The 21,208-nt window shown below is 61.7% G+C and carries 22 protein-coding genes; 8 read left to right on the forward strand and 14 right to left on the reverse strand.

Translation table 11 applies throughout. From position 1 onward, the window contains the following. Window positions 1-7 precede the first annotated feature (7 nt). The 13 genes from IFT66_RS09240 to urtA form a co-directional block, all read right to left on the reverse strand. The gene (locus IFT66_RS09240; protein ID WP_192077434.1) at window positions 8-418 is read right to left on the reverse strand and encodes a PIN domain-containing protein; all 411 of its coding nucleotides are present in this window, start codon (window positions 416-418) and stop codon (window positions 8-10) included. Continuing rightward, window positions 415-669 (reverse strand): AbrB/MazE/SpoVT family DNA-binding domain-containing protein, encoded by a 255-nt coding sequence (locus tag IFT66_RS09245; RefSeq protein ID WP_192077435.1) that lies wholly within the window; start codon window positions 667-669, stop codon window positions 415-417. The genes IFT66_RS09240 and IFT66_RS09245 overlap by 4 nt, the downstream gene beginning before the upstream one ends. 50 nt (window positions 670-719) lie before the next feature. Next, entirely contained in the window at window positions 720-1,136 is a 417-nt protein-coding gene (locus IFT66_RS09250) for a lysozyme inhibitor LprI family protein (RefSeq protein WP_192077436.1), read from the reverse strand. Beyond that, window positions 1,133-1,438: an urease subunit beta gene (locus IFT66_RS09255; protein WP_062455246.1), complete on the reverse strand. Its 306-nt coding sequence runs from the start codon at window positions 1,436-1,438 to the stop codon at window positions 1,133-1,135. Before IFT66_RS09255 ends, IFT66_RS09250 begins: the two co-directional genes overlap by 4 nt. 11 nt (window positions 1,439-1,449) lie before the next feature. Next, window positions 1,450-1,728 (reverse strand): DUF1272 domain-containing protein, encoded by a 279-nt coding sequence (locus IFT66_RS09260; protein ID WP_113165711.1) that lies wholly within the window; start codon window positions 1,726-1,728, stop codon window positions 1,450-1,452. 10 nt (window positions 1,729-1,738) lie between these two features. Beyond that, window positions 1,739-2,041: an urease subunit gamma gene (locus tag IFT66_RS09265; RefSeq protein ID WP_062455242.1), complete on the reverse strand. Its 303-nt coding sequence runs from the start codon at window positions 2,039-2,041 to the stop codon at window positions 1,739-1,741. 33 nt (window positions 2,042-2,074) lie between these two features. Then, window positions 2,075-2,899: an urease accessory protein UreD gene (locus IFT66_RS09270; RefSeq protein ID WP_192077437.1), complete on the reverse strand. Its 825-nt coding sequence runs from the start codon at window positions 2,897-2,899 to the stop codon at window positions 2,075-2,077. Continuing rightward, entirely contained in the window at window positions 2,836-3,990 is a 1,155-nt protein-coding gene (locus IFT66_RS09275; protein ID WP_192077438.1) for an alpha/beta hydrolase family esterase, read from the reverse strand. Before IFT66_RS09275 ends, IFT66_RS09270 begins: the two co-directional genes overlap by 64 nt. Window positions 3,991-4,192: 202 nt before the next feature. Next, the gene (urtE, locus tag IFT66_RS09280; RefSeq protein WP_113109896.1) at window positions 4,193-4,888 is read right to left on the reverse strand and encodes an urea ABC transporter ATP-binding subunit UrtE; all 696 of its coding nucleotides are present in this window, start codon (window positions 4,886-4,888) and stop codon (window positions 4,193-4,195) included. Window positions 4,889-5,072: 184 nt separating this feature from the next. After that, window positions 5,073-5,834 (reverse strand): urea ABC transporter ATP-binding protein UrtD, encoded by a 762-nt coding sequence (gene urtD, locus IFT66_RS09285; RefSeq protein WP_192077439.1) that lies wholly within the window; start codon window positions 5,832-5,834, stop codon window positions 5,073-5,075. A gap of 4 nt (window positions 5,835-5,838) precedes the next feature. Further along, window positions 5,839-7,014 carry an urea ABC transporter permease subunit UrtC gene (urtC, locus tag IFT66_RS09290; RefSeq protein WP_113165716.1) on the reverse strand — a complete coding sequence of 392 codons (1,176 nt, stop codon included), beginning with the start codon at window positions 7,012-7,014 and terminating at the stop codon, window positions 5,839-5,841. Beyond that, entirely contained in the window at window positions 7,011-8,618 is a 1,608-nt protein-coding gene (gene urtB / locus IFT66_RS09295) for an urea ABC transporter permease subunit UrtB (RefSeq protein WP_192077440.1), read from the reverse strand. Before urtB ends, urtC begins: the two co-directional genes overlap by 4 nt. A gap of 208 nt (window positions 8,619-8,826) precedes the next feature. Next, window positions 8,827-10,119, reverse strand: coding sequence for an urea ABC transporter substrate-binding protein (gene urtA / locus IFT66_RS09300; protein ID WP_192077441.1), 1,293 nt, complete (start codon window positions 10,117-10,119; stop codon window positions 8,827-8,829). Between the two features lie 240 nt (window positions 10,120-10,359). Here urtA and IFT66_RS09305 point away from each other — a divergent pair, with 240 nt between their 5' ends. The 4 genes from IFT66_RS09305 to IFT66_RS09320 all read left to right on the forward strand — a co-directional run bounded on the left by IFT66_RS09305 (window position 10,360) and on the right by IFT66_RS09320 (window position 13,448). After that, window positions 10,360-10,797 carry a hypothetical protein gene (locus IFT66_RS09305; protein ID WP_192077442.1) on the forward strand — a complete coding sequence of 146 codons (438 nt, stop codon included), beginning with the start codon at window positions 10,360-10,362 and terminating at the stop codon, window positions 10,795-10,797. Between the two features lie 134 nt (window positions 10,798-10,931). Beyond that, the gene (locus IFT66_RS09310) at window positions 10,932-11,423 is read left to right on the forward strand and encodes a PepSY domain-containing protein (protein ID WP_192077443.1); all 492 of its coding nucleotides are present in this window, start codon (window positions 10,932-10,934) and stop codon (window positions 11,421-11,423) included. Window positions 11,424-11,427: 4 nt separating this feature from the next. Then, window positions 11,428-12,093, forward strand: coding sequence for a response regulator transcription factor (locus IFT66_RS09315; RefSeq protein ID WP_192077444.1), 666 nt, complete (start codon window positions 11,428-11,430; stop codon window positions 12,091-12,093). After that, on the forward strand, window positions 12,090-13,448 hold the full coding sequence (locus IFT66_RS09320; protein ID WP_192077445.1) for an ATP-binding protein: 1,359 nt from the start codon (window positions 12,090-12,092) through the stop codon (window positions 13,446-13,448). Before IFT66_RS09315 ends, IFT66_RS09320 begins: the two co-directional genes overlap by 4 nt. 12 nt (window positions 13,449-13,460) lie before the next feature. Here the strand turns inward: IFT66_RS09320 and IFT66_RS23730 are convergent, their stop codons facing one another. Next, window positions 13,461-13,589: a hypothetical protein gene (locus IFT66_RS23730; protein ID WP_256413792.1), complete on the reverse strand. Its 129-nt coding sequence runs from the start codon at window positions 13,587-13,589 to the stop codon at window positions 13,461-13,463. Window positions 13,590-13,767: 178 nt separating this feature from the next. Here IFT66_RS23730 and IFT66_RS09325 point away from each other — a divergent pair, with 178 nt between their 5' ends. From IFT66_RS09325 to IFT66_RS09340, 4 genes are all read left to right on the forward strand, one after another. Continuing rightward, the gene (locus IFT66_RS09325) at window positions 13,768-15,429 is read left to right on the forward strand and encodes an alpha-amylase family glycosyl hydrolase (protein WP_192077446.1); all 1,662 of its coding nucleotides are present in this window, start codon (window positions 13,768-13,770) and stop codon (window positions 15,427-15,429) included. 90 nt (window positions 15,430-15,519) lie between these two features. After that, the gene (locus IFT66_RS09330; RefSeq protein ID WP_192077447.1) at window positions 15,520-18,924 is read left to right on the forward strand and encodes a hybrid sensor histidine kinase/response regulator; all 3,405 of its coding nucleotides are present in this window, start codon (window positions 15,520-15,522) and stop codon (window positions 18,922-18,924) included. Further along, the gene (locus tag IFT66_RS09335; RefSeq protein ID WP_174196322.1) at window positions 18,917-19,852 is read left to right on the forward strand and encodes a response regulator transcription factor; all 936 of its coding nucleotides are present in this window, start codon (window positions 18,917-18,919) and stop codon (window positions 19,850-19,852) included. Before IFT66_RS09330 ends, IFT66_RS09335 begins: the two co-directional genes overlap by 8 nt. 108 nt (window positions 19,853-19,960) lie before the next feature. Further along, window positions 19,961-21,190, forward strand: coding sequence for a hypothetical protein (locus IFT66_RS09340; protein WP_249406413.1), 1,230 nt, complete (start codon window positions 19,961-19,963; stop codon window positions 21,188-21,190). The last annotated feature ends 18 nt before the right edge of the window (window positions 21,191-21,208 follow it).

Below are 21,208 nucleotides of genomic sequence, written 5' to 3' on the forward strand. Positions count from 1 at the left end.
GGATGGTCTAGCTCCGAAGCTCGGTGAATTGGGGTGATTTGGCCGCAGCCTTGTCGAAGGTCATCGTCGTGCTGCAACCTTGACGGCGATTGATTTCGCCAATGAGATGGTCCGGAAAATCACCGGGCTGCTCGCGGTAATGATGAAGTGCTGAAACAACAGTCTCCCGATCATCAATGACCACATTTTCGGAATTTAGGAGAGCGACGATCACGTCGATCAACATCTGCTTGGAAAGACGAGCGTGCCGTCTCAGGACCCATACGGATTCTGCAAGCACCACGTGATTGACGAATATCGGCGCATGGTTCGCCGCGATTAGTTTCTCGATCAGTAGCGACTGGTTCCTAGCGTCTTCGGTGCCCACAAAGTCGCTGGCAATCCATCGCAGCAAGACATTGGTGTCGAAGCCGATCATTCTGCATCCCTGTATCCTGCGGCCCTGGCATCATCGATCCAGTGCTTAAGTTCTTCGTCCGTGACCGGCCTCTCCAGTTTGACGATCCCCCGCAAGTCGGCAAACGTGCGACGCTTGGGTCTGATTTCCAACGCACCGTCCTGCGTCGAAATGATATCGACCTGATCGCCTGCCTTTACTCCAAGCTTTGCGAGCGCGTCGTCTGACAGCGTGATCTGATTTCCAGAACTGATTTTGACTGTCTCCGTCATGATCCTCTCCTCATCGATCCGACCGCCATTGCCGCAACAAGGCACCCGCTTCAGTTCCCCTCTTCCGTCAGCTCCTTCAGCTCCTCCGTCCGCTTCGCAGTCAGCCCCGCCTGGCAGCCGTAGATCAGCATCGGTTCCATCGATCCGCCGCGGGCCTGGAAGCCGTAGGAGGCGCATTGGGCGTCTCGGTAGGCGACCCAGGCGCGTTGCGCTGCGACGAGGGCTTTCTCCGCACCTGCCGTGGAGGGATCGGCATCCGCATCACGGGCCCGCATCAGGTCGCGGGTCTTCTTGTATTGCGTGTTGAGAAGCTTGTCCGCGGCGATGAATTCCTGCTCGGCGCAGTAGGTCAGTTCCATCTGGACCTGGGCGTTGTCGCAGTCCACGTCCGGCCTGTCCTCGCCGGATGCCGGAGCATCGATCAGGAGCACGCAGCCACAGGCGGCCAGAAGCGCCAGCGATTTCATAGGGCACCCATGATCTTCTGCTGGAACCCGTAGACCTTGCGGGCGCCGGACAGCGGGATCAGCGTGATCGATCGGGTCTGCCCCGGTTCGAAGCGGACGGCAGTGCCGGCCGGGATATCGAGCCGCATGCCGCGCGCCTTGTCGCGATCGAACGCAAGTCCGTTATTGGTCTCGAAGAAATGGTAGTGGCTACCCACCTGCACCGGCCGGTCGCCGGTATTGGAAACCTCGATCGAGATCGTCGGGGCGCCGACATTGAGTTCGATCTCGCCTGCAACGGTAAAGACTTCACCGGGTATCATGGTCCACCTCCTCAGGCGCTCAATGCTATTTTCGGCTGGGCGAGTTTCGGCGTGCAGCCTTCGGCCTTCAGAACACGCACCGTCGAGGCCGGATTGTTGACGAGTGCGGCGGCCGGGCGGACCGGACGACGCACCAGTTCACCATTGCAATTCGGGCAGATACCGGCAAGCACGCCGCTAGCGCAATCGACGCAGTAGGTGCATTCGAACGTGCAGATCATCGCCTCGCAGCTGTCGGGCGCGAGATCCTTGTCGCAGCATTCGCAGTTGGGGCGCAGTTCGAGAGCCATCGCGAACTCCTCAGCGGATCGGTTCGTGCACGGTGACGAGCTTGGTTCCGTCCGGGAACGTCGCCTCCACCTGCACGTCGTGGATCATTTCGGGGATGCCGTCCATCACCTGGTCGCGGGTGATGACATGCGCGCCCTCTTCCATCAAAGCGGCCACGGAGCGGCCATCGCGCGCACCTTCCACCACATAGTCGGTGATCAGCGCGATCGCTTCCGGATAGTTGAGCTTGACGCCCCGCTCCAGGCGACGACGGGCAACGACCGCGGCCATGGAAATCAGAAGCTTGTCTTTTTCGCGTGGGGTGAGGTTCATGGGCTTCCCGCAATCGGCGTCATCAATGACAAATCAGATGTTCCAGACTTTCGGCACTGGCGCGCCGTTACGCAATACGGAAATTGCCGGTACCAGGATTTTTCTGAGCTCGAACCCGGTCGGTGCGGTGAGACGCGCAACGATCTTGTCGTTGAAGAAGCTGGCCCCGCCGGATGTGGGTCCGAGACAGTCCCGCAGCTTCGGAAACAGAGCTTCTGCCAACGGTCCGGAATAGAACAGCGTTGCGAACGCGACCTGGCCGGAAAGGACGGCGGCTGCTTCCGCCAGTCTCGCGATCTCGCCGTCGAAACGCATTTCTTCTGCATGAATGAGCGAGCCTGCGCGCCGGACACGCCAGCGATCGCGGAAGAAGCCGAGATTGACCGCCTCGCCCATCATCTTGCGACCGAGGATGACGGCTTCGACCGCGAGAAATTCGGAGGTTTCGGCGAGATCCACATCGAGCCTGCGCGTCAGCGACGAACGGTCGAACAGGATGGTTTCCTGCGGCAACCAGTGGACGGAAGCGTTTTCGCCGACGGTGATATGAGTGGAGACGGAGGCCGTGTCTGCGGCCGCCTTGTAGATCTTCTCGTTGGCCTGCGTGGTGACCGAGAGGCGGGTGGAAGCGGATGCGGCGACGGACCAATCGATCACGTCGCCGCCCGTCAGTCCCCCTGACGTGTTGATGAGGATCGCCTCCATTTCAGGCGAAAAGGTTTCCGGAAGGCGTATTTTTGCGCAGCCTTCCTGGAAGAACTGGTCAAGCCGTGTGCGCCCGGCAAACGCCTTGGTTACAAGGCGTCCCGAACCCCTTGCCCGCTGCGGCGGGGTGTCGCCGGCTGAATTCTGCTGCACGTCGTGTCCTGCATGTTGATCTGTGTCGAGCAGTCAGACGCAACAGTCGTGCCAGACTTCGAACCACCGGAGGATTTCGCAGGCGCGGCCGTGGCGACCATATCCGTCGTGTCGGCCTTCGAGAAGAAATCCCACATGCGGAAAGCCGGATCGACATTGGCGTCGAAGGCAGGCTTGGCCGGCACGACGCTCGAAACCTTGGTGACACCGGCAACGCCATCCTTGGCGGCAGCCATCACCGCTTCCCGGGCTTCGGAAGGCCTCGGCCAGTCATGCGTGCCCTTTTCGAACACGTAGGTGGCGATGCGGGCGCCGTTGGTGCAGGTGCCGTACATGGTGTAGGTGACGCCTTCGACAGTCTTTGCGTTGCCGTTGCCCTTGCAGCCGTCGAGATCGGTCCAGCGCTTGATCGCCGTCTTGAAACCATACTGCCAATAGGCGCTGCCGCCGCCGGCATAGGGGTTCTGCGCATCCTTTTCGCCGGCAAAGGCCACGATCGAGATCGGCTTGGCCGGATTGCAGTTGGCGGCATCGGGCCCCCACTTGCCATCGGTCTCGACGGGACGACCGGCGCGCAGCGAATTCACAAAACCTGCCGCGACGAAATCGTCCTGACCGGAGCAGACATAAGCCGACAGCATGCGGCCGCCACCGGAATAACCCGAGGCAAAGATCCGGTTCGGATCGACGCAGAGGTCATCCTTCACCTCTTCGACGGCATCCTCGATAAAGGCGATCTCGTCCTGGCCGCCCTGGGCGCCATTGGGAAGAATAGCCTGGCTCACCTGCACATGCGGAACGTTCCAGCCATAGGTGCCCGGCGCCTTGCCGGACAGGCTGCCTTGCAGCGCCACGGCGATAAACCCGTTCTTTTCGGCAACCTTGTCCCAGGAAGAGCGCTTCAACTGGCCGACCGGATTGGAGTTGCTGCCGTGAAAATCGAACACGACGGGCAGTTTGTCCTTGCCTGTATAGGACGACGGCACGAAGTAGACGGCCTGGCGTTCGATACCGTCGGTCTCGATGGTGACCGGGTGGAGACCCGGCGTCATAGGCTGGCCACAGCCGGCAAAAGCGGCACCTGCGGCCAAGAAAAACGCTCCGGTCGCGGTGGCGCGAAGGGCGGAGCGGGAACGAGAACCAACAATGCGTTCAAAGACCATCAGCGCCTCATCATGGGGTGCGGGGGTTATCTACGATGTTCGGAAGATGCGTTCATCTGCTGTTCATCTAGCACACAGGCCCAGGCTTTGAAACCGCGTTAACGAATAGAAGCCATGCAAACATTGACCCCTAAACAGTTAGGTGTCGCCTTGCTTCTGCCGTATCCAGCGTCTCAGCGGCGCCTTCGTGCACGATCTCGCCACGATCCATAATATAGACATGATCTGCCAGCTCCCGGCAGAAGTCGAGATACTGTTCGACCAGCAGGATCGCCATGCCGGTACTGTCGCGCAGGTAACGGATAGCCCGGCCGATATCCTTGATGATCGACGGCTGGATGCCTTCGGTCGGCTCGTCCAGCACCAGGATTTTCGGCCGCGTGACCATGGCGCGTCCGATCGCCAGCTGCTGCTGCTGGCCGCCGGACAGATCGCCGCCACGCCGTCCGAGCATGGATTTGAGCACCGGGAACAGCGCGAAAATGTCATCCGGGATAAACTTGTCCTTGCGCTCGAGCGGCGCGTAGCCGCTCTCAAGGTTTTCCTGAACGGTCAGCAGCGGAAAGATCTCGCGCCCCTGCGGCACATAGCCGATGCCGTGCTTGGCACGGTGATAGGGCGCCAATCCGTTCAACGTCTCGCCCTGGAAGCTGATCGTACCGGCTGACACCGGATGCTGCCCGGTGACGGCGCGCAACAGCGACGACTTGCCGACGCCGTTACGACCAAGCACGCAGGTGATCTTGCCCATATCCGCCTTGATCGACACGCCGCGCAGGGCCTGTGCCGCACCGTAATGGAGATTGACGTTTTCGACTGTCAGCATGGTCGGTCTCTTTTCTCGTTGTGTCGGCCGCTGGAGTATCGACAAGCTTGCGGCACCCTTTCACCTCCCCCTTGAGGGGGGAGGTCGCAGCGAAGCTGCGGGTGGGGGTGACCGCCGGGATCCCAAAGATCACCCCACCCCGGCGCTTTGCGCCGACCCTCCCCCTCAAGGGGAGGGTAATCCCTCACCGCCCCAGATAATTCTCGATCACCTTCGGATCGTTCGACACGAAATCGATCGAGCCTTCGGCCAGCACCGACCCTTCCGCGAGACACGTCACCTTGACGCCGAGATCACGGATGAAGCCCATGTCGTGTTCCACCACCACGACCGAGCGGGTCTTGGCGATTTCCTTCAGCAGCAATGCGGTCTCGGATGTCTCGGCATCCGTCATGCCGGCGACCGGCTCGTCGACCAGAAGCAGCTTCGGCTCCTGCGCCAGAAGCATGCCGATCTCGAGCCACTGTTTCTGGCCGTGCGAAAGATTGGCGGCATATTCGTTTTTGCGATGCGTCATGCGGATCGTCTCGAGGATCTCCTCGATGCGCGCCTCGTCGTTGGCCGACAGCGTATAGAACAGCGTGCCGAACACGGTGCGCGACCGGTTGAGCGCCAGTTCGAGATTGTCCCACACGGTGTGGCTTTCGAACACGGTCGGCTTCTGGAATTTGCGGCCGATGCCGAGCTGGGCGATATCGGCCTCGTCCTTCTTGGTGAGGTCGATCGTGTCTTCGAAGATCACCCGGCCGGTATCGGGACGCGTCTTGCCGGTGATGATATCCATCATCGTCGTCTTGCCGGCACCGTTCGGGCCGATGATGGCGCGAAGCTCTCCCGGTTCGACCACAAGCGACAGCGAGTTGATCGCCTTGAACCCGTCGAAGGAGACCGAGACGTCTTCGAGATAGAGCAGGCTTTTGGCGCGTGTTTCGGCAATCGTGTTCATCGTCTCACTCCGCTGCCTGAACCTGTCGCGCAACCGGGACCGCCCCGGCATCCCTGCCCTTTTCCGCCTCGACCGCTGCCTTCAGCGCCTTGCGGCCAGCAAAGCCGTGCTGGATGGTGCCGACGATGCCCCGCGGCAGGAACAGCGTGACGGCAATGAACAGGCCGCCCAGCGCAAACAGCCAGATTTCCGGGAAGGCGCCGGTGAAATAGCTTTTCCCGGCATTGACGAGGATGGCGCCGATGATCGGGCCGATCAGCGTGCCGCGCCCGCCGACCGCCGTCCAGACGACGACTTCGATCGAGTTGGCAGGCGCAAATTCGCCCGGATTGATGATGCCGACCTGCGGCACGAACAGCGCACCGGCAATGCCGGCAAACATGGCCGATACGACAAAGGTGAAGAGCTTGATGTTTTCCACCCGGAACCCGAGGAAGCGGACCCGGCTTTCCGCATCGCGCACGCCGACCAGCACCTTGCCGAATTTCGACCGGGTGATGGCCGAGGCGACCAGCAGGCAGAGAGCGAGCATGATGGCCGACATCGCAAACAGGGCTGCACGGGTGCCGCCGGCCTGCACGTTGAAGCCGAGGATTTCCTTGAAATCGGTCAGGCCGTTATTGCCGCCGAACCCCATGTCGTTGCGGAAGAAGGCGAGGAGAAGCGCGTAGGTCATCGCCTGGGTGATGATCGAGAGATAGACGCCGTTGACGCGGCTGCGGAAGGCGAACCAGCCGAAGACGAAGGCAAGCAGGCCGGGCACGACCAGAACCATCAGCATGGCGAAGGCGAAGTGATCGAACCCGTACCAGAACCACGGCAGTTCCTTCCAGTTGAGGAAGACCATGAAATCGGGCAGCAGCGGATTGCCGTAGGTGCCGCGCGAGCCGATCTGGCGCATCAGATACATGCCCATCGCATAGCCGCCGAGCGCAAAGAACGCGCCGTGGCCGAGCGAGAGGATGCCGCAATAGCCCCAGACCAGATCCAGCGCCAGCGCCAGAAGCGCGTAGCAGAGATACTTGCCCATCAGCGCCATCGCATAGGTCGGGATGTGGAGCGCGCTGTCGGGCGACGTCAGGAGATTGAGCGCCGGCACCAGAATGGCGACGCCGAGCAGGATGGCGATCGCGACGACGATCTTGCCTTCGAGTGCACGCAGAATGAAGCCGGTAATCATGCTTCGATCGCCCTTCCCTTGAGCGCGAACAGACCGCGCGGACGTTTCTGGATGAAGAGGATGATCAGAACCAGAACCAGGATCTTGCCGAGAACGGCGCCGACCGAGGGTTCGAGGAACTTGTTGAGCACCCCGAGCGAGAGAGCGCCGACCAGCGTGCCCCAGAGATTGCCGACGCCACCGAACACCACGACCATGAAACTGTCGATGATGTAGCTCTGGCCGAGATTGGGCGAGACGTTGTCGATTTGGCTGAGCGCGACGCCCGCGATACCGGCAATGCCGGAGCCGAGCGCGAAGGTCAGCGCATCGACCCATGGCGTGCGGATGCCCATGGAGGATGCCATGCGGCGGTTCTGGGTGACGGCGCGCATGTTGAGGCCGAAGGCGGATTTCTTCATTACCACCAGCAGCGCGAAGAAGATCGACAGCGAGAAGATCACGATCCACATGCGGTTCCAGGTGATCGTCATGCCGCCGAGCGGAAACGAACCGGACATCCAGGACGGATTGCCGACTTCCTTGTTGGTGGGGCCGAAGATGGAGCGGATCGTCTGCTGCAGGATCAGCGACACGCCCCAGGTGGCGAGCAGGGTTTCCAGCGGCCGGCCATAGAGAAAGCGGATGATGCCGCGCTCCACGACGAAGCCAACGGCACCGGTCACGAGAAAGGCGACCGGCAGCGCAATCGTCAGCGACCAGTCGAACAGGCCGGGCGCGTGACTGCGGATCACTTCCTGCACCATATAGGTGGAATAGGCGCCGAGCATGACCATTTCGCCATGCGCCATGTTGATGATGCCCATCACGCCGAAGGTGATGGCAAGACCGATCGCGGCCAAGAGCAGCACGGAACCGAGCGACACGCCGTACCAGACGTTCTGGGCCAGATCCCAAAGCTGCTGCTCGTTCTGGATGGCTTTGATCGCCGCATCGAGATCGGCTTTCAGGCTCGGATCGATCGTTGTCGAGACGGAACTCAGGATGCCGAGCGCACTGCGCCCGCCAAGATTGCCCATGGTCTGGATGGCGGCGCGCTTTTCGTCGAGCGAGCGGTCGGAGGAGAGCACGGAGACGGCGCGTGCCTCCTCCATGCGGAATTTGACGTCGCGGTCGGTTTCCTTGGCAATCGCAGCCTCGACCAGATCCAGCGCCTCCGCACTCGGCGACAAAAGGATTGCATCGGCTGCCGCAAGACGGACACTGCGATCCGGGCTCATCAGCGTCAGACCGCCAAGCGCTGCACGAATGGCGCGCCGCAGCGTGTTGTTGACGCGGATCTTGGTGACGGCACCCTTGGCCACCTGGCCAGCGCTTTCCGCCGTCACCGGATCGATCAGATCCAGCTGCGAACCGGCGGGTTTGGCCACGAAGACGGCCTTGTCGGCCTTGCGGAAATAGAGATCACCCTCGGCAAAAGCCTCAAGCGCCGGCACAACGCGGATATCGCCACTGGTGGCGATCTGTGCGACGATCGATTCAGCCTGACCGAAATCGGCATCGGCGAGCTGGTTAAACAGCGGCTTCGGATCAGCCCCTTGCGAAAAGGCTGGCGCTGCAAACGAAAAGATCAGAAAAATCAGCGTGAAAAAACGGATAGGCATATCTTTGTCCCCCGGATGGCCGCGTGGGGCGGAGGGCTCGATCGCCCCTCATCCGCCTGCCGGCACCTTCTCCCCGCCAGCGGGGAAAAGGATGATCGTCACGCCCTCACCGCCCCCCGGTCACGCTCTCGCGTGCCCAAGTCCCCTCGCCCCGCTTGCGGGGAGAGGGTTAGGGTGAGGGGCAACCTTAACTATGGCCGAGACTGGATCAGCTGCCGCCCTTGCCGCCGCACTTGCCGGTTGCAACGTTGAAGTTGCCGCAGGACATCGGCTTGCGCCAATCGGAGATCAGGTTCTTGGAGTCCGGCAGGTAATCCGACCATTCGTCACCGACGACGGCAGGGGTTTCCTGGACGATTTCGAACTGGCCATCGGCCTGGATTTCACCGATCAGCACTGGCTTGGTGATGTGGTGGTTCGGCATGACGGTGGAATAGCCGCCCGACAGGTTCGGCACCGAAACGCCGATGATCGAGTCCAGAACCGCGTTCGTGTCGGTCGTCCCGGCGGATTCGACGGCCTTAACCCAGGCCTGGAAACCGATATAGGCGGCTTCCATCGGATCGTTGGTCACGCGCTTTTCGTTCTTGGTAAAGGCGTGCCATTCCTTGATGAAGGACGCATTGACCTCGGCATCGACGGACTGGAAGTAGTTCCAGGCGGCGAGATGGCCGACCAGCGGCTTGGTGTCGAGACCGGCTAGCTCTTCTTCGCCGACCGAGAAGGCCACGACCGGAATGTCTTCGGCCTTGATGCCCTGGTTGCCCAGTTCCTTGTAGAACGGCACGTTGGCATCGCCGTTGATGGTGGAGACGACGGCGGTCTTCTTGCCGGCAGAGCCGAACTTCTTGATGTCGGAAACGATTGTCTGCCAGTCGGAATGACCGAACGGCGTATAGTTGACCATGATATCGGCCTCGGCGACACCCTTCGACATCAGGTAGGCCTTGAGGATCTTGTTGGTCGTCTGCGGATAGACATAGTCGGTGCCGGCGAGAACCCAGCGCTGCACGCCTTCTTCCTTGGCAAGATAATCGACCGCAGGAATGGCCTGCTGGTTCGGAGCGGCACCGGTGTAGAAGATGTTGCGCGAGGATTCTTCACCCTCGTACTGGACCGGGTAGAACAGGATCGAGTTCAGTTCTTCGAAGACAGGAAGAACCGACTTGCGCGACGACGAGGTCCAGCAACCGAACACGGCTGCAACCTTGTCCTGGCTGATCAGCTGACGGGCCTTTTCGGCAAACAGCGGCCAGTCGGAGGCCGGATCGACGACGACGGCTTCGAGCTTCTTGCCGAGAACGCCGCCCTTCTTGTTCTGCTCTGCCACCATCATCAGCATGGCGTCTTTCAGCGTCGTCTCGGAAATCGCCATCGTACCGGACAGCGAATGCAGAACGCCGATCTTGATCGTATCGTCGGCAGCGTATGCGCCCGAAAGCGCCGTGGCGGACATGGCAGCGGCAAGCAGCGCGCCGGTAAGTTTCACCCTGAATGTCATTGGTCGAACCCCTCTTCTTGTTCGTTCAAGCAACCGGAGATTTAACCGTTGCTTAACCGGACTATCGGCTGCTGCACCGCAAAAACGTATACGTCGAATGACGTATCGGGAGGGGTGAACCGGCCCGTTGGAGGGCAAGCCCTCGCCAGTCTGACAGTTTGCTGACAGCGGCACTCAGTAGCCTGTCAGGGCCCCGATGGCATTCTGCACTCGTCAACCAAATACGAGAGGAAACATGCCATGAAAACGAAACTTGCTCTGACGACCTTCGCCGCCGCACTCGCCCTCACCGCTTCGCTGCCACTGTTCCAGGCAGCCGTTCCCTTTGCCGGCACATCCGCAGCCTTTGCCCGCCAGGGTGCGGACGATGGTCCGAACCATGATGCCAATGACGACAAGGGTGGCAAGCGCGGCGGCAAGAGCCGCGACGACGCTGCAACCCATGACAAGAACGACGACAAGGGCGGAAAGCGCGGCGGCAAGAGCAGCGATGACGCCGCGACCCATGACAAGAACGACGACAAGGGCGGAAAGCGCGGCGGAAAGAGCAGCGATGACGCCGCGACCCATGACAAGAACGACGACAAGGGCGGAAAGCGCGGCGGAAAGAGCAGCGATGACTCTGCAAACCACAACAAGAACGACCACAAGGGCGGCACGCGCGGCGGCCACAAATAGGCTTTGTCCGACCACTGTCCGCACCCCCGCCGGATGCCGGCGGGGGTGCGGCCGTTTGCAGCAACATCGCCATCATGGCAGAGTAGTGTTTCGCGGCTCAAAAGCGCTGCCACACAGTCCTATCCGGAGTATCAATGGGCGTGACCCGTCGTATCTGTCTTGCTGCGCTGCTCGCGGCCACACTCGGGGCAGCGATCGTCGCACCCGTTGCGCCCGCATTCGCCAAGGACGGCGATGGCGGCAGCGATGGCGGCGGATCGTCCGGTTCGGGCGGTAGCGGCTCGGGCAATGACGGCGGTGGCGATGATGGCGATAACCACGGCGGCGATGACGATGGCGGTGATGACCACGGCAAGGACGGTGCGGGAAGCCATGACGCATCGGTGGGCGGCTATGGCCCAAACGATTCCGATCGGGCCCGCGATGCGGTTCGCAGCGGTCAGATCATGCCGCTAAAGACGATGCTGAGAAAGATCGACGCCACCAGGTATGGTCGCATCATCGACATCCGTCTCAGCCGCTCGCCGTCGCGCGACGTCTATCAACTGAAACTGCGCGACAACACCGGTGCCATCCGCACCCTGCGGGTCGATGCGAGAAGCGGCTCGCTTCTGGGAGGCGGTTGATATCATGAAGATCCTGCTTGCCGAGGACGACCCCCAGATCGCAGCGCTCGTCGTCGAGAAGCTCAGTCGCGAGGGCTATTTCGTCGAAACGCTGTCGAACGGACCAGACATTTGGGAACGGGGCGAGACAGGCGACCATGCAGCCATTATCCTCGATCTCGGCCTGCCGGGGATGGATGGGCTTTCAATTCTCAAGCGCTGGCGGGCAAGCGGCGTCGATACGCCCATCCTCGTACTGACGGCGCGCGGTTCCTGGATGGAACGCGTCGATGGCTTCGACGCGGGCGCCGACGACTACCTGCCGAAACCGTTTCGCAGCGAGGAGCTGCTCGCCCGGCTGAAGGCGCTGCTTCGCCGAACCGGCAAGGTTCAGGCACGCGTCAAATCGGCCGACCGGTTCACGCTGGACGAGCAGGCCCGCCGTGTGACGTTCGACGGACGCGAGCTGGATCTGAGCCCTCTGGAATACCGCATGATCTCGCTGTTCATCGACCGCCCCGGCGCCGTCCTGACGCCCGCAGAACTTGCAAGCCAGGTTCAGGGCCGCGACGACGACGCCGCCAAGAACGCCGTCGAGGCGATGGTTGCCCGCTTGCGCAAGAAAACTGACAGCGACGCGATCGAGACCCGCCGCGGCTTTGGCTATGTCTTGCCGGAGAAACGCCCGTGATCCGCTCCCTGCGTTTCCGGCTGGCAATCGGCGCCCTGATATCGATCGGTGTGGCCCTGTGGCTCGCCTGGTTCGTGCTTGGTCACCTGTTCGAGGACTATGTTGCCGACCAGTATTCCGCGGAGATGACGGCCGTCTCGGACGCGCTCGGCGCCCGGCTGACAATTCAGCAGAACGGTCTCTCCCTGGCCAGCGAGCCGTCCGACGCACGCTTCCAGATCCCAGCCGGTGGCCTCTACTGGCAAATATCGCCGGCCGACGGGAAACCGCCGCTGCGCTCGCGCTCGCTTTGGGACCAGGAACTTTCGCGGCAGTTGTTTTCTCCCGATCTCTATTGCGGCTTCTACCAGACCGAGGGACCCGATGGTGGCACGATCCTGATCACGGTCAGGGAGATGTCGATCGGCGAAGGCGACGCCCTGCAGCGCTTCACCCTCTACACCGCCTTCTCCAAGAACGACATGGAGGAAGCGCTCGCCACCTATCACCGGCCCCTGGTCATGATGCTGATCGCCATCGGTGCCCTGCTTTTCCTTGCCGCACTCCTGCAGAGCCTCGTCGGTCTGAGGCCGCTTTCCCGCCTGCGCCAGGATGTAGCCGATATCCGGGCGGGTCGCCTGCCGAGCATCGGTGCGCAGGGGCCAAGCGAAGTCACGCCGCTCGTCAACGAGATCAACCTTCTTCTGTCGGAGCGGGAAAATGCCGTCGAGAGGGCGCGCGCCCGGGCAAGCGATCTGGCACATGGCCTGAAGACGCCTCTGACCGTCCTGTCCCATCTCGTCGAGGATCTGCCGGGCGCCCGTCGCGAAACGGCCCTGCAGCAGATCGAGCTGGTGCGCCAGCGCGCCGACCGGCAGTTGCAGGCCGCTCGAATGGGCGTCGAACAGATGGCGACGACATCGCTTCTCGGCATTTCGGGAAAGCTTGTGAGCGTGCTGTCGCCCGTCACCGAAAACCGCGGGATCGACTGGGAGCTCGATATCGATCCGGCGCTCACGGTCCAGGCGGACCCGGCCGACGCAGCCGAAGCGATCGGCAACATTCTCGACAACGCTGTCCGTTTTGCAAGACGGCGCATCGCGCTGACGGCAACGAGGGGCGATGGCGGGATGGTGTTGCTGCGTATCGCGGACGATGGCCCGGGCGTCACGCCGGAGCGTTACGCTTCCATGCTGAAGCGCGGTGTCCGCGGCCAGCAAGAGGAAGACGGCGATGGCGCCGGAACAGGCCTTGGCCTGGCGATTTCCGGCGACATTGCAAATGCTTACGGCGGGAAGCTGAGCCTCTCCCGATCGCATATGGGAGGTCTTGAAGCCGTCCTGTGTCTGCCGGCGACCAAGGAGATCGCGGCATGACGACGGAGAAGACTACTTCTTTTTGGTGTTGCTTTCGGCCGACTTGACCTGCGAACCCAAAGTCGGCGCAGCCGCTGGAGCGGCCTTGTCCTTCTTGGGTTTGCGCGTTTCCTTGTTGCCGCGTACCTGACCCTTGGCCATGACCTATCTCCTCATGTTGATGGTGAAGCATAGCCTCTGATCCGGGTAAAATAGCAAGCGTTATTACACCGGTTTGATAGGGCATTTTCCGACGCCTGATCGCAAACTCACAATCGGACGGGAACAATTCCACGTCTGACGCAATTGCCCCGGATCGATCGAAGCCGTGGAGCATCCCGTGATCAACGACCTCTGGTACAAAAATGCCGTCTTCTATTGCCTCAATGTTGAAACCTTCATGGATTCCAACGGCGACGGCGTCGGCGATTTTCAAGGGGTGCAGCGGCGCCTGGACTACCTCGCCGGCCTCGGCGTAACCGCGATCTGGCTGATGCCGTTCCAGGCGTCTCCCGGCCGCGACGACGGATATGATGTCTCCGACTATTACAACGTCGATCCCCGCTACGGCACGCTCGGCGATTTCGTCGAGTTCACCCACAGTGCCAAGCAACGCGGCATCCGTGTCCTGATCGATCTCGTCGTCAACCACACATCGGACGAACATCCCTGGTTCAAGGAAGCCCGTGCCGACAAGAATTCGCGCTACCGCGACTGGTATGTCTGGTCGAAGACGAAACCGGCCAATGCCGATGAGGGCATGGTGTTTCCCGGTATCCAGAAGACCACCTGGACGCGCGACAAGGCCTCCGGCGAGTACTACTTCCACCGCTTCTACGAATTCCAGCCGGATCTCAACACCGCCAACCCGCATGTGCAGGCGGAAATTCTGAAGATCATGGGCTTCTGGCTGCAGCTCGGCGTCTCCGGCTTCCGCATGGACGCGGTGCCCTTCGTGATCGCCGAAAAGGGCGCCGACGTGAAAAAGCCGAAGGAGCAGTTCGACATGCTGCGGTCCTTCCGCGAGTTCCTGCAATGGCGCCAGGGTGACAGCATCATTCTGGCTGAAGCGAATGTCGTTCCGAAGGAGAACCTGCAATATTTCGGCGACGACGGCGACCGGATGCAGATGATGTTCAACTTCCACGTCAACCAGTCGCTGTTTTACGCGATGGCCAGCGCCGACGTCCGGCCACTGGCAAAGGCGATGAACGACACCAAGGAACGCCCGGCGACCGGCCAGTGGGGCATTTTCCTGCGCAACCACGACGAACTCGATCTCGGCCGCCTGACCGACAAGCAGCGCCAGACCGTGTTCGACAAGATGGGTCCGGACAAGGACATGCAGCTCTACGACCGCGGCATCCGCCGTCGTCTGGCGCCGATGCTCGGTGGCGATCCGCGCCGCCTGAAGCTTGCCTACAGCCTGATGTATTCCCTGCCCGGCACACCGGTTCTGCGCTACGGCGACGAAATCGGCATGGGCGACGACCTGTCGCTGCCCGAGCGCAACTGCGCCCGCACGCCGATGCAGTGGTCGAACGAGCCTCAGGGCGGCTTCACCAAGAGCGACAAACCGATCCTGCCTGTTATCCACGAGGGACCCTACGGCTTCGACCACGTCAACGTCGCCATCCAGCGTCGCGATCCCGATTCCATGCTCAACTGGACAGAGCGGATGATCCGAATGCGCAAGGAGGCCCCTGAGATCGGCTGGGGCACGTTCGAATGCCTCGACACCGGCGACGACGGGGTGCTTGCCATGCGCTACGACTGGCGCGACAACGCGCTGGTGATCCTCCACAATTTTCACAACAGGCCGGTAGAGATCACCTTCGACGTGGGCCTCAAAGATGCGGGCAAGAACCTGATCGATATCGCCGATGCCTCGGACAGCACAGCGGACGACAAAGGCAAGCATCACATCGTGATCGAGCCCTATGGCTACCGCTGGTATCGCGCCGGTGGGCTGGATTATTTGCTGAAGCGAAGCGAGGTGTGAGCGGCGGTAAAACCGCCCTTGCAAAACGCTGCACCAAAGTCGAAACTGCCTAAATATCAGTCTCCCCGATAAAGGCGATCGTTTTTAGGCATGGCAGCACGCCAACGCATCATACCGGTTCGCCGTGAGTACAATCGCTGGGTCGCAAACCAGACGCTGGAAGACTATGCGCTGCGGTTTACCGCAAAGAGCGCGCGCCGTTTCTCATCCAGCCGGATTTCGCAGACGGCGATCGGTGCGATCTCGTTTCTGGCGCTGGAGGCGATCGGCGGGGCGATTACGCTCTCCTACGGCACGACCAACGCGTTTTTCGCCATTCTGGTGGCCGCTCTCGTCATGCTGGTCGTGGGATTGCCGATCAGCCGCTATGCGATCCGCCACGGGGTCGATATCGATCTCCTCACCCGCGGCGCCTCGTTCGGTTATATCGGCTCCACCATCACCTCGCTGATCTATGCGAGCTTCACCTTCATGCTGTTTGCGATCGAAGCGTCCATCATGACCGGCGCGCTGGATCTCGCCTTCGGGATACCGCCCTGGATCGGCTATATCATTTCGGCGGCCGTGGTGATCCCGCTCGTCATCTACGGCGTGCAGCTGATCTCGCGGTTCCAGCTTCTGACCCAGCCGTTCTGGATCATCCTCAACATCCTGCCCTTCGTCTTTATCGCTTTCATGGACTGGCAGAAATTCGACCTCTGGCGCGCCTTTGCCGGCATCGGCCATTCGAACGGAGAAGTCGGCGGGGCGGCGCCGTTTGATCTGGTGGAATTTGGGGCAGCGTCTGCCGTCATTCTGGCGCTGATGCCGCAGATCGGTGAGCAGGTCGATTTCCTGCGCTTCCTGCCGCCGGAAGGGCAGCGCAAATGGCGCCACCGGTTCGCGGTGTTTCTGGCTGGACCCGGCTGGGTTCTGGTCGGCGTGCCAAAACTTCTCGCGGGCTCCTTCCTCGCAGTGCTGACGCTCTCGAGCGCCGTGCCGGTCGAGGACGCGGCCGATCCCGCCCATATGTATCTCGCCGCCTTCGGCTACATGATCCCCAACGAGACCGCGGCGCTGATGCTGATGGCGGCTTTCGTGGTCGTGTCGCAGCTGAAGATCAACGTGATGAACGCCTATGCGGGGTCGCTTGCCTGGTCGAACTTTTTCTCGCGCCTGACCCACAGCCATCCCGGCCGCGTCGTCTGGCTGGTGTTCAACGTCATCATCGCGCTGCTTCTGATGGAGCTTGGCATCTACCGGCTGCTCGAGGAAACGCTCGGCATCTTCTCGATCGTCGCGATGAGCTGGCTCTGCACGATTTCGGCGGATCTGTTCATCAACAAGCCGCTCGGTCTGTCGCCACCCGGCATCGAGTTCAAGCGCGCCCATCTCTATGACGTCAATCCGGTCGGGCTCGGCGCCATGTTTACAGCGACCGGCATTGCGCTGACCGCCCACCTTGGCCTGTTCGGCCCGCTGATGGCGTCGCTCGCCACCTATCTGACACTGACGGCCTTCCTGGTGTCGCCGGCGATCGCCTTTGCCACCAAGGGCAAATACTATCTCGCCCGAAAACCGCGCCAGAGCTGGAAGACATTGGGCTCGATCACCTGCTCGATCTGCGAACACCCGTTCGAGCATGAGGACATGGCCTGGTGCCCGGCCTATGCGGCGCCGATCTGTTCTCTGTGCTGTTCGCTCGACAGCCGCTGCCACGACATGTGCAAGCCGCATGCGCGGCTGAACACACAGATCGGCACCGTGGCGCGCACATTCCTCACCGAAAGCGTCATTGCAAAGCTCACGACCCGGCTAGGCCGCTACGGGATGACGGCGGTGATCTCCATCTCGGCAATCGGTGCCATCCTGTCGCTGATCGCCTATCAGGTAGGCCAGGCAGCGCCTGACAATGCCGATGTCATCTATGGCACGATCCTGATCGTCTTCTTCGTGTTTGCCATCATTACCGGCATCTTCTCCTGGTTCTACGTGCTGGCGCATGACAGCCGGATGGTGGCCGAGGAGGAATCCTCGCGGCAGAACACGCTTCTTCTCAAGGAAATCTCGGCGCACAAGAAGACCGACGCGGCGCTGCAGGATGCCAAGGAAACCGCAGAAGCCGCCAACCGCGCCAAGAGCCGGTATGTGGTTGGCCTGAGCCACGAGCTGCGCACGCCCCTCAACGCCGTACTGGGCTATGCCCAGATCCTGGAGCGCGACGACACCATCCCTGCCCCGCGGCAATCGGCAATCAAGGTCATCAAGCGGTCCGCGGACCATCTTTCCGGCCTGATCGACGGGCTGCTCGACATTTCAAAGATCGAGGCCGGACGGCTGCAGGTCTATTCGAACGAGATCAACATTCAGGATTTCCTCGACCAGATCGTCGAGATGTTCAGCCTGCAGGCGCAGGCGAAGGGCCTTGCCTTCGAACACGTGCGCGCCCGCACGTTGCCGCAATATGTCCGCACCGACGAAAAGCGGCTTCGCCAGATCCTTGTCAACATCCTCTCCAACGCGGTCAAATTCACAGACGAAGGCACTGTTCGTTTCGAGATCGCCTATCGCAGCCAGGTCGCGACCTTCACCGTGACCGATACGGGCCGCGGCATCGCGGAAAAGGATCTCGGCCGCATCTATGAGCCGTTCCAGCGCGGCGAGGCGGAAAGCATACGGCCGATGCCGGGACTTGGGCTCGGCCTGACGATCACGCAGCTTCTGACCAACACGCTCGGCGGCGAAATCTCGGTTGCCAGTACGAAGGGTGAAGGCTCCACCTTCAAGGTGCGCCTCATGCTCTCGGCCATCGAGCGGCCGAATACGACGCCGGAGGCCGAGCGCAAGATCGTCTCCTATACCGGGCCGCGCCGCACCATCGTCGTGGTGGACGACAACCAGGATCACCGCGACCTGATGCGCGAAGTGCTGGCGCCGATGGATTTCGTCATCCTGACCGCCGTCGACGGACCGGAATGCCTGACGCTGATCGAGGGTGTGCGGCCGGATCTTTTTCTGGTCGATATCTCCATGCCCGGCATGAGCGGCTGGCAGCTTGTTTCGCGGTTGCGCGAGGAGGGCCAGACGGCGCCCATGATCATGCTCTCGGCCAATATCGGCGATGGCACGACCGCGGATGCGGGTGGCGAAGGGCATGACGATACGCTGTCCAAGCCCGTCAACCTGCGCCGCCTTGCCGACAAGCTTGCCTCGCATCTCTCCCTCAAATGGGTTTACGAGGACGAAGCACCGGCACTGGCGCTTTCGGCCCTCGTCAAGCAGCCGGTCATCAGCCCCGGGACGGGCCATCTTCAGGATCTGCTGCGGCTCGGTGAAATCGGTTACGTGCGCGGCATCGAAGCCAAGCTCGCGGATCTCGCCACGGACCAATCGCACCGCCCGTTCGCGGAAGAGCTCGGAACCTATGTAAAGGCCTTCGACATGGCCGGTTACATGAAATACCTGGAACGCATGGAGACACAGGAACTGGAAGAACGGGAAAACAACGATGGCTGACGCGACGACACCGCGCGATATCGTCCTCCTGGTGGACGACAGTCCCGACACGCTCGGTTTTCTGACTGAAGCGCTGGAGCAATCCGGCTTTTCGGTGCTGATCGCCACGTCGGGACAGGCAGCCCTCTCGATCGTCGAGCGCATCACGCCCGATCTGATCCTGCTCGACGCCGTGATGCCCGGCATGGACGGGTTCGAGACCTGCCGCAGACTGAAGGCGCATGCTGCAGCTCAGGTGCCCGTGATCTTCATGACGGGCCTGACCGAGACCGAGCATGTCGTCAACGCGCTGGACAGCGGCGGCGTCGATTATCTGAGCAAGCCGATCAATATCGACGAATTGCGGGCGAGAATACGCGTGCATCTTTCCAACGCCCGCTCCGCCCAGAGCGCCCGCGTCGCGCTCGATGCCGCCGGCCGGCATCTGCTTGCGGTCAGAAACGACGGTTCGATCCGCTGGTCGACGCCGCAAGCAACGCGGCTGATGAACGCGGCGACGGAAAGCGACGACGGAATTGCGATCGTCGCAGGCCGCATCGGCGCCTGGATGGCGGAGCGCGATACGGCAGGCTTTGCCCGCAACGCAGCCTTCTCCCTGTCGGAAAACCTGCAGACCAGCCTGCAGTTTGCGTTTCTTGGTGCGATCGGCGCCGACGAATTCCTGTTCCGGCTGTCGGCCGCCGTCATCAAGCGGCCGGACGACGAAATCCTGCGCCAGCATTTCCCGCTGACGCAGCGGGAGTCGGAAGTGCTCTTATGGATCGCCAAGGGCAAGGCGAACAAAGATATCGGCGATATCCTGGGCCTGTCCGCCCGCACCGTGAACAAGCATCTCGAGCAGATCTACATCAAGCTCGGCGTCGAAAATCGCGCCTCGGCAGCGGTCATGGCGGCGAACGTCCTGCACGCAGGCGACCGGCCCGACTAGACGCAAACGGGCCGACCGGGGCCAGACACTTGCAGTCGGCGATGCCAAGGGATAGATCCGCGCGCACCCTCAACGGCTTAGACGAGCCGCATCCGGAACTCCGCAGTCATGACTACACAATCGCCTTCGACGGCACCGACGCCCCACGACGCAGATAACTCCCCGACGGCGGACCGGGTGAGGAAACGCGTCGTCCTGCATTTCCCGGGCTTCGAGCCGCTCGATGCCGGCATGCACCATGCCCGTTATGTGCGCGCAGCGGCCCAGAGCGCCAAGACATGGAACCTGGATCTCCAGACAGGTGAGCTGCAGCGGACCGCAAAGACGGCGTATTTCGACATCACCTGTCGCGCGCGGGGTGCGGGCGACGGCGTCACGCAAAGCCGGTTCTACATCTTCGACCACTGCGCGCTGGTCAACAGCCTGAACGGCAAGCCGCTGCCGCGCCGTATCCTCGACGGCTATCGAAGCGCGCTCCGCATCGTCACCCAGGGCGGCATGGCCGGCTATCTCAGGCATGCGTGGCGGTTCGGCCTGTTTTTCCTGTTTCCATTCCTGCTGGTGGCGGTAGCGCTTGGGCTCACCGCCGTGATCGCTGCCCTGCCCGCGCTGCTCGGGCTCAATATGTTGCATCTGTTGTGGAGCATACCGCTTGGTCTTGCGCTGTTCCGCTACGCCCTCCTCCCCTTCATGGCGCGGTTTCACACGCTGCACCTGTTTGCCGACTGGGAAATGGCCGACGCGATGGGCAATCTCGACAGGCCCGATGTCAACGCCTGGCTGGCGAGCTGCATGGAGGGTGTCCGCGAGGCACTGACTGAGGATGCGGACGAATATCTCATCACGTCGCACAGCATGGGATCGGCTGTCGCGACCCACGTGATCGGCATGCTGCTTGCGGAAAGTCCTGATGCGTTCAGGCGAGGCCCCGCTCGGAGCGAACGCAAGGTGAGCTTCGTGACGCTCGGTGGCGCGATCCTGCAATGCTCGCTGCTGCGACCTGCCGCAACATTGCGCGCCTGTGTCGGCCGCATTGCCCGAGCACCACAGATCTTCTGGCTGGAGGTTCAGTGCCTCACCGACAGCATTCATTTTTACAAGAGCCGCGTCGTGGCGCTGGCAGGACATGAAGATGCACCCCAGGCGACGCTTGCCTTCATCAGGGTCAAGCGGATGATGGCGCCCGAGCGCTACAACAGGATCAAGCGCGATTTCCTGCGCGTGCACCGTCAATACGTTCTGGGATCGGAAGCAAAGTCGAATTTCGATTTCACACTGATGACCGCCGGCCCTCTCCCCGCTGCGCGGTTTGCCAGTTTCACCCCCGAAAGTTTCTGATGGGATTTTCAGGGTTTG

Source organism: Rhizobium sp. CFBP 13726, from assembly GCF_014841925.1.
Lineage (GTDB): Bacteria > Pseudomonadota > Alphaproteobacteria > Rhizobiales > Rhizobiaceae > Neorhizobium > Neorhizobium soli.